The 13,602-nt window shown below is 60.8% G+C and carries 11 protein-coding genes, 1 tRNA gene and 2 pseudogenes; 12 read left to right on the top strand and 2 right to left on the bottom strand.

Going from position 1 to position 13,602, the window contains the following annotated elements; all coding sequences use genetic code 11:
* The 5 genes and pseudogenes from HMPREF2978_RS13090 to HMPREF2978_RS13085 all read left to right on the top strand — a co-directional run.
* Positions 1-141 (top strand): annotated as a pseudogene (locus HMPREF2978_RS13090) (HAMP domain-containing histidine kinase); the annotation flags it as partial.
* Between the two features lie 145 nt (positions 142-286).
* On the top strand, positions 287-613 hold the full coding sequence (locus HMPREF2978_RS10120; protein WP_019193801.1) for a heavy-metal-associated domain-containing protein: 327 nt from the start codon (positions 287-289) through the stop codon (positions 611-613).
* Positions 614-664: 51 nt separating this feature from the next.
* Positions 665-2,899 carry a copper-translocating P-type ATPase gene (locus HMPREF2978_RS10115; protein WP_070745361.1) on the top strand — a complete coding sequence of 745 codons (2,235 nt, stop codon included), beginning with the start codon at positions 665-667 and terminating at the stop codon, positions 2,897-2,899.
* A 47-nt stretch (positions 2,900-2,946) separates the two neighbouring features.
* Entirely contained in the window at positions 2,947-3,561 is a 615-nt protein-coding gene (locus HMPREF2978_RS10110; RefSeq protein ID WP_070745358.1) for a YdhK family protein, read from the top strand.
* Between the two features lie 267 nt (positions 3,562-3,828).
* Positions 3,829-4,117, top strand: a pseudogene (locus tag HMPREF2978_RS13085) (IS6 family transposase); the annotation flags it as partial.
* 386 nt (positions 4,118-4,503) lie between these two features.
* Here the strand turns inward: HMPREF2978_RS13085 and HMPREF2978_RS10105 are convergent.
* Positions 4,504-5,469: a helix-turn-helix transcriptional regulator gene (locus tag HMPREF2978_RS10105; protein WP_046648642.1), complete on the bottom strand. Its 966-nt coding sequence runs from the start codon at positions 5,467-5,469 to the stop codon at positions 4,504-4,506.
* A gap of 118 nt (positions 5,470-5,587) precedes the next feature.
* On the opposite strand from HMPREF2978_RS10105, the gene HMPREF2978_RS10100 reads away from it, so the two are divergent.
* Positions 5,588-5,953 (top strand): VOC family protein, encoded by a 366-nt coding sequence (locus HMPREF2978_RS10100; protein WP_046648644.1) that lies wholly within the window; start codon positions 5,588-5,590, stop codon positions 5,951-5,953.
* A 524-nt stretch (positions 5,954-6,477) separates the two neighbouring features.
* On the opposite strand, the gene HMPREF2978_RS10095 is transcribed toward HMPREF2978_RS10100, so the two are convergent.
* A tRNA-Leu gene (locus HMPREF2978_RS10095) sits at positions 6,478-6,562 on the bottom strand.
* Positions 6,563-6,752: 190 nt separating this feature from the next.
* On the opposite strand from HMPREF2978_RS10095, the gene HMPREF2978_RS10090 reads away from it, so the two are divergent.
* Genes HMPREF2978_RS10090 through HMPREF2978_RS10065 form a run of 6 tightly spaced genes read left to right on the top strand, consistent with a single transcriptional unit; the run spans position 6,753 to position 13,597 of the window.
* The gene (locus HMPREF2978_RS10090) at positions 6,753-7,577 is read left to right on the top strand and encodes a DUF3662 and FHA domain-containing protein (RefSeq protein WP_070444456.1); all 825 of its coding nucleotides are present in this window, start codon (positions 6,753-6,755) and stop codon (positions 7,575-7,577) included.
* 44 nt (positions 7,578-7,621) lie between these two features.
* The gene (locus tag HMPREF2978_RS10085) at positions 7,622-8,074 is read left to right on the top strand and encodes an FHA domain-containing protein FhaB/FipA (RefSeq protein WP_010188187.1); all 453 of its coding nucleotides are present in this window, start codon (positions 7,622-7,624) and stop codon (positions 8,072-8,074) included.
* The gene (locus HMPREF2978_RS10080) at positions 8,071-9,405 is read left to right on the top strand and encodes a PP2C family protein-serine/threonine phosphatase (RefSeq protein WP_070745354.1); all 1,335 of its coding nucleotides are present in this window, start codon (positions 8,071-8,073) and stop codon (positions 9,403-9,405) included. The genes HMPREF2978_RS10085 and HMPREF2978_RS10080 overlap by 4 nt, the downstream gene beginning before the upstream one ends.
* Positions 9,406-10,758 (top strand): FtsW/RodA/SpoVE family cell cycle protein, encoded by a 1,353-nt coding sequence (locus tag HMPREF2978_RS10075; RefSeq protein ID WP_070745351.1) that lies wholly within the window; start codon positions 9,406-9,408, stop codon positions 10,756-10,758.
* Positions 10,755-12,185, top strand: a complete 1,431-nt coding sequence (locus HMPREF2978_RS10070; RefSeq protein ID WP_070745348.1) for a penicillin-binding transpeptidase domain-containing protein — start codon at positions 10,755-10,757, stop codon at positions 12,183-12,185. Before HMPREF2978_RS10075 ends, HMPREF2978_RS10070 begins: the two co-directional genes overlap by 4 nt.
* The gene (locus tag HMPREF2978_RS10065) at positions 12,185-13,597 is read left to right on the top strand and encodes a serine/threonine-protein kinase (RefSeq protein ID WP_070745345.1); all 1,413 of its coding nucleotides are present in this window, start codon (positions 12,185-12,187) and stop codon (positions 13,595-13,597) included. Before HMPREF2978_RS10070 ends, HMPREF2978_RS10065 begins: the two co-directional genes overlap by 1 nt.
* Positions 13,598-13,602 lie beyond the last annotated feature (5 nt).

Genomic DNA, 13,602 nt, shown 5'->3' with positions numbered 1-13,602 from the left:
ATCGGTCTGACCATCTCCAAGGCATTGATCGAGGCCCACGGCGGCACTCTCACCGCCACCTCCCCCGGACCCGGTCGCGGAGCGGTGTTTGCCCTCCGCCTCCCGCTGTCCCCTCCCGACAGTGAGGAGGCTGCTCGGTGACCACACCCTGCCCCGCGTGAGGGCCGTGCCCTTCCCCCCTTTGAAAATATACCCCGGGGGGGTATACGCTAGGGAATATACCCCAGGGGGGGTATCCGCTAGAGAGCGGCATCGCCGCACCCCACCGAACCGAAGGAGCTTTCCCATGATCACCTCCCCGCCCCGCCTCTTGCCGATGGCCTCCCACGGCTGCAGCTGTTGCGGACCTGCCTCACGTGCCGACACTGCCTCCATCCCTGCCGCCAGCGACTCGTCAGCAGGAGGGTCCTCCCCTAGCTACCAGGTCACCGGCCTGACCTGCGGGCACTGCGCGAAAAGCGTGACCCAGGCCCTTCAGGCCCTCCCCCAGGTCGACGACGTCCAGATTGATCTCGCTGCTGGTGGTGTTTCCACCGTCACGGTCACCGGTGCCGTACCTCCGGAGATGGTTCGCCGGGCCATCGAGGAGGCCGGCTACACCGTCTTATCCTGATCAGTTTTACCCATCATCTCGACCCCGACCGGGTTGAGCGAAAGGAACGTCATGAGCACTCCCCACCATTCGGGTGATCACCATGGTGATCACCCCGCTCCGGAAACAGACCACACCCACCACCCGGATCATGCCAGCCACGAACACCACGCACATGCCGACACCCACGGCCAGGCGATGCCCCACGATCACCCGCACTCCGCCCTGGACGAAGACCACCACGTTCATGGTCACGGCGAACACGCCGGACACAGCACCGCAATGTTTCGGGACCGCTTCTGGTGGTCGCTGATTCTGTCCATTCCCGTCGTTATTTTCAGCCCCATGGTCGCCCAGCTGCTCGGCTACCAACTCCCGGCATTCCCCGGATCCACCTGGATCCCCCCGGTGCTGGGCACGATCATCTTCGTCTACGGCGGAACGCCTTTCCTCAAGGGCGGATGGAGAGAATTGAAATCCCACCAACCCGGGATGATGCTCCTGATCGCCATGGCCATCACCGTGGCGTTTGTCGCCTCCTGGGTCACCACTCTGGGGCTGGGCGGTTTTGAGCTGGACTTCTGGTGGGAGCTGGCCCTGCTGGTGACCATCATGCTGCTGGGCCACTGGCTGGAGATGTCCGCTCTCGGGGCCGCGTCCTCCGCGCTTGACGCGCTGGCTGCCCTGCTGCCGGATGAGGCCGAGAAAGTCATCGACGGAACCACCCGCACCGTGGCCATCTCCGACCTGGTCGTCGACGACGTCGTGCTGGTGAGGGCCGGTGCCCGGGTGCCGGCCGACGGAACCATCCTCGACGGAGCCGCCGAATTCGATGAGGCGATGATCACCGGCGAATCCCGTCCCGTCTTCCGCGACACCGGTGACAAGGTGGTCGCCGGTACCGTGGCCACCGACAACACCGTCCGCATCCGGGTGGAGGCTACCGGCGGGGACACCGCCTTGGCTGGGATCCAACGCATGGTTGCCGACGCCCAGGAGTCCTCCTCCCGGGCCCAGGCCCTGGCGGATCGGGCGGCGGCGTTGTTGTTCTGGTTCGCGCTGATCTCCGCTCTGATCACCGCGGTGGTGTGGACCATCATCGGCAGCCCGGACGATGTCGTGGTGCGCACGGTCACGGTGCTGGTCATCGCCTGCCCGCATGCCCTGGGCCTGGCGATTCCGCTGGTCATTGCGATCTCCAGCGAGCGGGCCGCGAAATCCGGGGTGCTCATCAAGGACCGGATGGCGCTCGAGCGGATGCGCACCATCGACGTGGTGCTCTTCGACAAAACCGGCACCCTGACCGAGGGTGCGCACGCGGTAACCGGTGTCGCGGCAGCTGCCGGCGTCACCGAGGGCGAGCTGCTGGCCCTGGCCGCCGCCGCGGAGGCCGACAGCGAGCACCCCGTGGCCCGCGCCATCGTGGCGGCTGCGGCCGCCCATCCCGAGGCCTCCGGTCGGCAAATCCGTGCAACTGGTTTCAACGCCGCCTCCGGCCGGGGGGTCCGGGCCACTGTCGATGGCGCTGAGATCCTCGTGGGCGGGCCGAACATGCTGCGCGAGTTCAACCTCACCACCCCGGCCGAGCTCACCGACGCCACCAGTGCCTGGACCGAGCGTGGGGCCGGTGTGCTCCATATTGTCCGCGACGGTCAGATCATCGGTGCGGTGGCCGTCGAGGACAAGATCCGCCCCGAATCCCGCGCCGCCGTGAAAGCCCTCCAGGACCGCGGGGTGAAGGTCGCGATGATCACCGGCGACGCCCAGCAGGTGGCCCACGCCGTCGGTCAGGACTTAGGCATTGATGAGGTCTTCGCCGAGGTCCTGCCCCAGGACAAAGACACCAAGGTCACGCAGTTGCAGGACCGGGGTTTGAGCGTGGCCATGGTCGGTGACGGTGTCAATGACGCCCCCGCTCTGACCCGCGCGGAAGTCGGTATCGCCATCGGTGCCGGCACGGATGTGGCCATGGAATCTGCCGGGGTGGTCCTAGCCAGTGATGACCCGCGGGCAGTGCTGTCGATGATTGAGCTGTCCCAGGCCAGCTATCGCAAGATGATCCAGAACCTGATCTGGGCCTCTGGCTACAACATCCTCGCCGTGCCGTTGGCCGCCGGAGTGCTCGCCTCGATCGGGTTCGTGCTGTCCCCGGCCGTGGGCGCGATCTTGATGTCTGCCTCGACCATCGTGGTGGCCCTGAACGCCCAGCTGTTGCGCCGCATTGATCTGGATCCGGCTCACCTGGCTCCGACCGACGGGAAGGAGGAACACAGTGGGTCGATATCCCCCGTAACCGTTACTGACTGACCTTGTCTCTCGACCCCTAACTCACACCACCTTTGAAAGGAACGCTCATGAAACGCAGCATTACCCTCGCCGCCTTGGTACTGACCTCCACCCTGGCGCTGACCGCCTGCAGCGACGCCACCGACAACTCCGACGATGCCGACACCACCAGCACCACGACGGCAACCGCAGAGACCAACGAGACCCATCAGGAAGACACCACCACTGCCGACGAAGAGCACGGCGGGCACGACCACCCTGCCGACGGCGGGGCACCGCCGGCAGGCATTGAAGAGGCCGAGGATCCCACGTACCCGGTGGGCACCGAGGTCATCCTCACCGCTGACCACATGCCCGGCATGGACAGGGCCACAGCCACCATTTCCGGGGCGTTTGACACCACGACCTATTCGGTCAGCTACACCCCCACCGAGGGTGGGGCCCCGGTTACCGACCACCGCTGGGTCGTCCATGAGGAGCTCGTCGATCCGGGTCAGGCCCCCCTGCCCGACGGGGCAAGCGTTGTCCTGGATGCCGAGCACATGTCCGGCATGAAGGGTGCTGAGGCCACCATCGATTACTCCACCGAGGAGACGGTCTACATGGTTGATCTCACCGTCGACGGGATGACGATGACCAACCACAAGTGGGTCACCGAGAGCGAGATCCAACCCGCCGAATAGTCCACCTACCCTGAACCGCGAGACCAGACAAGGCACCCGCTCCAGAGTCGGTCATCAATCGCTGCCGACCATGCCGAAGCAAACCAGCCACACACGGAACCTGCACGCCCACAGGGCCCACGCTGAGGTAGGCCTTCTGTGTCACTGCTTCTCTTAGTCAGGGAAATATGCCCTGGAATGACCCTGGTGACAGGAGTTCATTCCAGGGCTTTGGGTGCTGTTGCAAAGTTGGGGCAGTAGGAAGAGCGACGTGAAAAAATCACAGCCATGGGTATCTTCTCCGGTCGTCATTTCCCCCGTGACATCATTCTGTGGGCAGTGCGGTGGTACTGCCGCTAGGGGTGAGCTACCGAGACTTGGAGGAAATGATGACTTCAGCGGGGTGTGCCGGTTGATCAACCACGATCTACCGCTGGGTCCAGAAATACGCCCCTGAGCTGGACAAGCAAACACGGTGGTACCGACAGGTACCTGACTGGCAGGCCAGTTCCTGGCGGGTGGTGAGACCTATATCCGGATCGGCGGCAGGTGGTGCTACCTCTATCGGGCGATCACTATGGCCGAAATATTTTGCGTACCTCAACCTCTAAGTCGTGCTCACCTGAATTCTCATGAGTGACATGTAAACCTGCTCTCACACCCTTGGTAGATCACACAGAATCGTCATGGTAAAGACCCTCAATGTGAAGTGGGAAGATTGTAGACCGGCTAAGATGCCCGCACTACGCTGCGGCTTCACCAGTGGTAAGAGGCCCTCGCCCGCCTTGAAGGCGCTCTGAACCTCCAAAGCCCTTACTCCACCACCCTGCGAGTGAAGCGAAAGCCATCGTTACTTACTTTTCTCCAATCATAAGATCCACGAGAGCTCCTAGATTGTTAGCGCACCTCTTACCGTTTTCAGCAGGCCTGTTACGACGGCATCCCAGTGCCCATCTTCGGTCTCTACGATTCAGGATTTGTGGTCCCACTATGTCGTTTCGCAAGTTCATTAGCTAGATCAGCAGTGATTTTTACTGCTTCCGGGGGATCAGTGACCCAGATGTGGTCCCCAAACTGAAGCAATTGCCTTACCCCCTGAATATCCGCATATCCCACCACGATACGGACAAAGTTTTCGTCCACGGGTTCATAATGGATAAGCCGTGATCCCAAAATACGAGATGCCATATCAAGCCGAGTCGCTCGAAGAAGTGCGGTGATTCGAACTGGCATGTCTTCTTCTAATTGCTCAACGAGCTGCGCCCACACCCTTGCCAAACTTTGCCCTGGACGAAGCTGAGCAGCTTGACCTAAAACTCGAAAGGTTTCTAAACGCGAGACTGCCAACATCCTTGGTTCCCCATCGATATCGACGACCAAGTACCAACTTCTACCCTTGTGTACAAGCCCATAAGGATCAGCCACAGCACGTTGTTGCTTCTTGTCCCCGCTTCGGCGATAGGACACCTCAATTCGAGCTTCTTTCCGTACAGCCTCTAGCAACTCTTCTAAGTCGTTTTGGGTTTCATTGCTAAACCAGCCACTGGAATCAAGTAGGACCTTTTCTTCCAAATTATGAGTATCGGACGCTTTAGAGAATGAGACTGCGTTCATTTTCTTCTGCAGCAGGGCGATGTCTTGGCCAAACCCCAAGTGTGCGAGTGAATCTGCCCCGACGCCAAGAATCCTCATCAGCTGAATCTCAGTCGGATCCAATCGAGAAGCGTTCAATCGAGCGCGCCTATCGAGCACAATCCCACCATGCATACCTTGCTCCGTATAAACAGGTATTCCTGCGGCCGAGAGTGCATCAACGTCACGCAGTATTGTGCGCTGGGAAACCTCGAAATGCGAAGCCAGCTCGGCAGACGTAGCACGGCCTCGGGTTTGCAATAGCAAGAGCATAGACAACAAGCGCGCCGATCTCATGCCGTAATTATCACTGGAACCACAATATTTTCCGGAATATGACACTCCTTGTCAGGTTTGTTTGCTCCAATGCACTGCGTCCACGTAAACAACACCACTCACCGAAAGGAGAATGGCGATGCCAACCCCCAATCTTTTCCTAACCTATGTCTCCGATACAGAGATCTCGACTGCCTTCTACAGCGACTTATTCGATATGCAGCCATCGTTCATCAGTCCTCGATATGTAGCATTCGAGATTTCAAAGGATGTCCTGTTTGCTGTGTGGACCGGCCATAACACCCACATGGAGAAACAGACACCGCGAACGAGCGAAATAGGTTTGATGCTGGATGGACCGGCAAGCCGCATCGATGAGACATACCGTCTATGGAAATCGAAAGGAATCCAAATTGTGCAGCCACCCTACGATGATGTCTTCGGCCGCACCTTCGTTGTTGCCGACCCTGATGGAAACCTTATCCGCGTCAGCCCAGTCGATTAACTCCTAGATCAGGATTCAACGACTAGGAAATCCTCCAACACCCGGGAAACACCTCAGTTGGAGGATTCCAAGTGACCCTAAGTAGGATCTCAAGTCAAGGATGGTTTAGGCACACCAGCTTTCCCGTACAACGAACCCCTAAAACTGCTTGGCCTATGGGCGCAGCAGAGATCCACCGAAAGTAATGGCCCGGTCCCAAATCGAACTACGAGATCGAGATCATGCAATAAAACTATTATCCTCTCGACCCTGCCAACCAAACCTAAGCAAACATCAAGCCTCGGACTGACTGCCTACACAATAAACCGAAACTCAAAAGAAGGGTGTCAGATCAAGATGACTTGTTGACACCATCGAAAACAAAATTCGAAAGACGTGTCGACCGGCTCGGGCGGGATTTAGGATGTAAATCCCCACACTTTTAATCCTCGACCGCCAAAATTCAGAAAAACAAAGAAACCGAAGGTCACGAACCCTTTCGAGTTTGTTACCTCCGGTGTCGCAGTTTGTTCAACTGCTCAGCGTGCCCGGGGCGGGACTTGAACCCGCACGTCCTATAAGGACACTGGCACCTGAAGCCAGCGCGTCTGCCAATTCCGCCACCCGGGCAGGGTATTGATGTCTTGGCGACTAGCTAACTCTAGCACGCAGCCCCAGCGAATCTACAAATCCGCTGGCAAACCTGAACTTTCCAGGGAACTTTGCCGCGCGCGTCTACGTTAAGTCAAGAAAAGCACCTTATACTGATCGCTGCTATATCTCTCCCTGAAAACATCCCGAAAGGAGGACGGCCCTTCCTATGGCATTGCTAGATAAGCTCGCCAAGCTGGATTCTTCCCTGCAACGCGGACTGGACAACGGCATGGCCTTTGTCTTCGGCGGAAAAGTCGTCCCCGCTGAGATTGAGGAGCTTCTCAAGCAGGAGGCGCAGGACAATTTGTCCCGCGGTGATGATGGCAAGCTGTATAGCCCCAACGTCATGACCGTCGGCGTATCCTCCAAAGATATCGAGAACCTCTCCCAAGACCGGGGTGTTCCCAAGGATCTAGCTGATCAGCTCACCCGCTTCATCCGTAACAGTGGCTGGTCCCTCGCCGGGCCGGTCATCGTACGCATCGCGGAGGAGTCGGGACTGCGGACTGGGCAGTTGCGCGTGTCCTCCTTTTTGGATCACGAGCCCACCGAAGAAACCGGATTTGATGCGATTTTCCACCACGACCATGGTCAGGAGGACTCTATGACCCAGCCGCACAACGCCGATGAGGCCGCAACCACCGCCTTCATGGCCCCCACCCCGAACCAGCCGGCACCGCAGGGCCCCGCGGTGACGCTCATGCTGCAGGACGGTTCCTCCCGCGTCTACCACGTGCAGGAGGGCTCCAACATCCTGGGCCGCAGCAACGACGCGGACCTGCGCCTGCCCGATACCGGTGTCTCCCGCCAGCACGCGGAGATCACCTGGAACGGCCAGGACGCCGTGCTGGTGGACCTGCAATCCACGAACGGCACCACCGTGAACGACACCCCTATTGAGAACTGGCTGCTTGCCGACGGCGACGTGATCACCCTCGGCCACTCCCACATCGAGGTACGCATCACCGGCCTCGAGAACCAAGGCTATTAAACCACCCCGGCAACGATTATAGATTTTTAGCGTAAGGATTTTCCATGGATTCGATCGTGCTGCTCTCGCTGCGCATCGGCCTGCTGGTGTTGTTGTGGCTGTTTATCTTGGTCGCGCTCAACGCCATGCGCCGCGACGCCAACAAGGCTGCCGGCGTCTACCAAGCATCGTCCCCAGTGAAGGGATCCCAGAAGCGTCGCGAAGCGCCGCGTGAGATCGCCATCGTGGACGGGCCGCTGCGCGGTTCCCACATGGAACTGGGCACGCTCGAAGACTGTACGATGGGCCGCGCACAGGACTGTGACTTTGTCACTGGTGATGATTTCTCCTCCGGCCACCACGCTCGCCTGTTCCGCAGGGGCAGCGAGTGGTTCGTGGAGGACCTCGAATCCCGCAACGGCACCTTTGTTGGTGGCGTTCGCATTGACCAGCCAGAACGAGTCGGAGTCGGCTCCGATATCAAACTTGGCCGAACGACCGTGAGGTTGATGGCATGACTTTAAGCCTGACTTTTACTGCAGTGACGGACCGCGGATTGGTCCGCGAAAACAACGAGGATTCCGCCCACGCGGGCCCGCACCTGCTGGTGCTTGCCGACGGCATGGGTGGACACGCCGCCGGCGAGGTCGCCTCCACCACGATGGTGGAGCACATGGCCTCCCTCGAGCGTGATCCGGGCGATAATGACATGCTGGCCCTGCTCGGCGCGGCGGCGGAAGATGCTAATGCGGCGATCCGCGAGCACGTGGACGAGCACCCGGAGACCGAGGGCATGGGCACCACGCTGACCGCCCTGCTCTTTAACGGCTCCGAGTTCGGCGTGTGCCACGCGGGTGATTCCCGCGGCTACCGGCTGCGTGAGGGCAAGCTGACCCAGATCACCAAGGATGACACCTATGTGCAGTCCCTGGTGGACGAGGGCAAGCTCGACCCAGAAGATGTATCTTCCCACCCACAAAAGTCGTTGATCCTCAAGGCCTACACGGGCCGCCCGGTAGAGCCGACGCTCTTCATGCTCGATGCTAAACCGGGCGACCGCCTCCTGTTGTGCTCGGATGGCCTCTCGGATCCAGTGACGGCCTCTACCATCGAGCAGGCGCTGAAGCAGGGCACGGTCGAAGAGGCCGCCACCACCCTGCGGGATCTGGCGCTGCGCTCCGGCGGCCCGGACAACGTCACCATCGTGGTGGCAGAGGTCGTGGAGGGAGAGGGTGATGAGAACGCCCCAGTGACCGTGGGCGCGATCCAGGGCGTCGTCCCGGAGCCAACGCACCCGGATTCCTCTGCTAGCCGCGCTGCCAAGTTGATCTCACCCCCAAAAGCCCAGGCCGCTGAGGAGAAACCCCAGGAGGAACCACAGCGGCGGCCCCAACGAAGCCGGATTGGGTGGAAGGTCATCGCGGGCCTTGCCATCATTATCGTGCTGGTCATCAGCGGCGGGCTCTGGATGAAGAGTTACCTAAGCAATAACTACTACGTCACCGCGAACGAAGACGGTGTCCTCACCATCCAAGAAGGCGCGGACTATGAGATTTTCGGCCGCCCGCTGCACCACACGTATCAAAATGCCTGCTTGAGCAAGGAGAACGCGCTCAAGTTGGGGCACGGCGCCTGCGACGGTGATTTCGCACCGTTCGCGCTGAAGGATTTGCCCGAATCCGAACGCGCTGCCGTGGGCAATCTGCCCTCCGGTTCTTATGACGAGGTGCAAACGCAGCTTTCGCAGCTTTCGGACAAGGCGCTCAAGCCCTGCCCGAAGGCGTCGAAGGACGAGAAAAACAAAGATGCCAAGAGCGAATCCAAAGGAAACTGCCGGGAGGTGAAGTAGATGAGTAAGTTCTTTTCCCGCGGCACCGAGTTCGGCCTGCTCGTGCTCGCCACCGTGGTCTTCGCCATCACCCTGGTCAGCCTCGAGTTGTCGCAGGGCAACGTGCTGACCCTCGATGTCCTCTACCTCATCGGCGGTTTCATCGGCGTCTTCGCCGTCGCTCACTTGGTGCTCTGCTTCCTCGCACCCTACGCGGATCAGCTCATGCTGCCCATCGTCGCGGTGCTCAACGGTACTGGACTCATCTTGTTGCAGCGCCTCGACCTGGCGAATGGCGGCGGCCTGGCGGTGCGGCAGGTGATGTGGACCATCGTGGGCCTCATCCTCTTCGCGCTGGTGCTGGTTCTCCTGCGTGATCACCGCTCGCTCACCCGATACTCCTATATCCTGGGCGCGCTTGGCCTCATCCTCCTCGCGTTGCCACTCGTGTGGCCGCAGCCCCCGGGCGTGGACGCCCGCATCTGGCTGTGGCTCGGGCCATTTTCCATCCAGCCGGGTGAGTTTTCCAAGATCCTGTTGATCCTGTTCTTCGCCATGCTGCTGACCCAGAAGCGTTCGCTGTTTACGGTGGCTGGCTACAAGTTCCTCGGCATTTCACTGCCGCGCCTGCGGGATCTCGCTCCCATCCTGGTGATCTGGGGTATTGCCATTGTCATCATGGGTATTTCCAATGACTTCGGCCCAGCCCTGCTGCTTTTTAGCACCGTGCTCGGAATGCTCTTCATGGCCACCAACCGCGTGAGCTGGCTACTCATTGGCGTCATCCTCGTGGGCGTCGGTGGCTTCGGCATCTACCAGATATCGGAGAAGATCCAACAGCGCTTCTCCAATTTCTTGGATCCGCTGGCCAATTATGATTCCACCGGCTACCAGCTCTCCCAAGCACTCTTCGGCATGTCCTCCGGCGGCATTACCGGCACCGGCCTAGGCCAGGGGCATCCGGACATGGTTCCGGTGGCGCACTCCGACTTCATCCTGGCTGGCATCGGTGAGGAGTTCGGCCTCATTGGCCTTACCGCTGTGCTTGTCCTGTTTGCCATGCTCGTCTCCCGCGGCTTCCGCACCGCGCTAAGCTGCCGTGATACCTATGGCAAGCTGGTCTCCTCGGGCCTCTCGCTCACCTTGGCTGTGCAGGTCTTCGTCGTCACCGGCGGCATCTCCGCGCTGCTGCCCATGACGGGCTTGACCACGCCGTTCATGTCTGCGGGTGGTTCCTCTCTCATGGCTAACTACATGCTGCTGGCCATCCTGCTGCGTATCTCGAACGCGGCTCGCCGCCCGGCGCGTGAGCTGAGCTCAAACGCACCCACTGACACGTCTATGTTCCCTGCCATCCAGGAGGCAAGCCGATGAACCGATCGATCCGCCTCGTGGCCCTCTTTTCCCTGATTCTTACCGCCATACTCCTCGTGAACCTCACGGTGGTGCAGGCGTTTTCCACCGATAAATACGCCCATAACCCCAAGAATGTCCGCGGTTTTTTGGAGATGCGCACGACACCGCGCGGCCAGATCTTCGCCGGCAACATGGTCCTGGCGCAGTCCACGGCCGACGCCGAGGGCAACTACTCCCGCTCCTACCCCGCCGACTCCCCGGCCTTCGCCAACATCACGGGCTACCTCTCGGAACGCTTCGGGGCCTCGCAGCTGGAGGCCTCCCAGAATGACATCCTCAATGGCAAGGATGATTCGCTGCTGGCGCGCAACTGGCTCGATGTGCTCTCCGGCAAGCCCCAGATGGGCGCGAACGTGGAGGTCACCATCGATCCCGCCCTGCAGCAGGCCGCCTACGACCAGCTCGCTGGACCGGGCTATAACGGCGCGGCCGTTGCTATCCAGCCCTCGACGGGCAAGATCTTGGCCATGGCCTCCACCCCGAGCTTTAACGTGTCCGACCTCCTCGGTGATAACGCCAACGAGAGGTGGGAACAGCTGCAGAACCAGGAGGGCACGCCGCTGGTTAACCATGCTGCACAGGACACCCTGCCCCCGGGCTCAATTTTTAAGATCATCACCACCGCCGCTGGTCTCAACAACGGTTTCGAGCCGAACTCCACGCTGACCGGCGCGGCGTCCATTACGCTGCCCGATACCGTCACGGAACTGACCAACTACGGCAACCAGTCCTGCGGCGGCGCGGAAAGCGTGACGCTGCAGACGGCCTTCGCATTGTCCTGCAACACGGCCTTTGTGCAGATGTCGGAGAGCATCGGCGCCGATGAGCTGCGCAAGTACGCCGAAGGCTTCGGCGTGGGTGAGAAGTACTCCCTGGGCGTAGGAACGTCCGCCGGAGCGCTCGGCGAGCTTAGCGACGGCGCCCAAGTCGCCCAATCCGCCATCGGTCAGCGCGACGTGACCATGTCAGCGCTCCAGGCAGCGATCATGGCCGGCACCATCGCCAACAACGGCAAGCGTATGGAGCCCTACCTGGTCAACCGCATCACCGATGCCCAGATGAAGGAACTACGCGCCACCAAACCGCGTCAGGCCGCTGAAGCCGTGAATGAAGAAACGGCCAATACGATCAAGGACCTCATGTTCGCCTCCGAGCGCAACACCTTTGGCTTCGACGGCAACGGTTTCGCCTCCAAGACCGGTACCGCGGAGCACGGCGAGGGCCTTGCCCCGCACGCGTGGTACGTGGCTTTCGACCCGGACAAGGACATCGCAGTCGGCGTCGTGGTCAAAGATGGCGGACACCTTGGTGAAGGCGCAACCGGCGGCCAGGTTTCCGCCCCCATCGGTCGCGCCATCTTGCGCGCATACGGAGGTGAGCAGTAGTGAATAGCGCAGATAACAAGGAGCACCTCCAAGCGCTGATCGGCGGGGACTACCAGCTGCAGTGGATCGTCGGCCACGGCGGCATGTCCACTGTGTGGCTGGCGGATGACGTGCGCAACGACCGCGAGGTCGCACTCAAGGTCCTGCGCCCAGAGTTCTCCGATAACAATGAGTTCCTCTCTCGCTTCCGCAACGAAGCCAAGGCCGCGGAATCCATCGATTCCGACAATGTCGTGGCTACCTACGACTACCGCGAGCTCGAGGACAACGGCCGCACCTTTTGCTACATGGCCCTGGAGTATGTTCGCGGCGAATCCCTGGCGGACCTGCTGGCGCGCGAGGGCGCACTCCCGGAGACACTGGCGCTCGACGTCATGGAGCAGGCCTCCCACGGCCTGTCCGTGATCCACCACATGGGACTTGTGCACCGCGATATCAAGCCCGGCAACCTCATGATCACCCAGAATGGGCAGGTCAAGATCACCGATTTTGGCATCGCCAAAGCCGCCGCCGCTGTGCCTCTTACCCGCACCGGCATGGTCGTCGGCACCGCCCAGTACGTCTCCCCCGAGCAGGCCCAGGGCTACGAGGTTGGCCCGTCGTCTGACGTCTATTCGCTCGGTGTCGTGGGCTATGAAATGCTGGCCGGAAAACGCCCCTTTAGCGGCGATTCCTCAGTCTCGGTGGCGCTGGCGCACATTAGCCAGGCGCCGGAGCCCTTGTCGACGTCGATTAGCGCGCCCACCCGTGAACTGATCGGCATGGCTCTGCGCAAGGACCCGGGCACCCGCTTCGCCGACGGCAACGAGTTCACCAACGCGATCTCCGCCGTGCGCCAAGGCCAGCGTCCACCGCAGCCGAAGTCCGCGGCCTTGGCTCCCATCGCCGCTGAACCTTCTCCTTCCGCGTCCACTGAAATGCTGGCCAACATGGCGCACCCCACCACGGTGCGTCCGGCCGTTTCTGCAGCCCAGACGGAGGAGCGCCCCGCCAAGCAGGGAGGTTTCGGCACTGGTTTGCTCATCGCGGTGGCTATCGCGGCCCTCGTGGCGATCGGGTTCATGGCTTATAGGCTGTGGGGGAACACGACACCGACCCCACAGCCCACGCCAACGGAGGTCATTGTGACCGAAACCGTGGAGCCGGAAACAACGGAAGAAGAGGAAAAGGAAGCCCCTGAGACCGTTGAGATTACCACTGTGGAAGAGGAACCTACTCAAGTCACCGTCACCACGACGCACTCAGTCATTCCCTCCCCGCCCACGACCGCGCAGCGGACCACCCAACACGATCTGCCGACGCTCCCTCCGGAGGAGACGCAACCGCAGGTCGATGACAACACGCTGCCCGAACCCGAACTAGACTCACAGAACAACCCCACCGAAGATTCCGCACTACAGGGAGGCCAGTAACCCGC

The sequence above is a fragment of the Corynebacterium sp. HMSC074C01 genome (assembly GCF_001814605.1).
GTDB lineage: Bacteria > Actinomycetota > Actinomycetes > Mycobacteriales > Mycobacteriaceae > Corynebacterium.
This window is presented reverse-complemented; position numbering and strand designations above follow the sequence as displayed.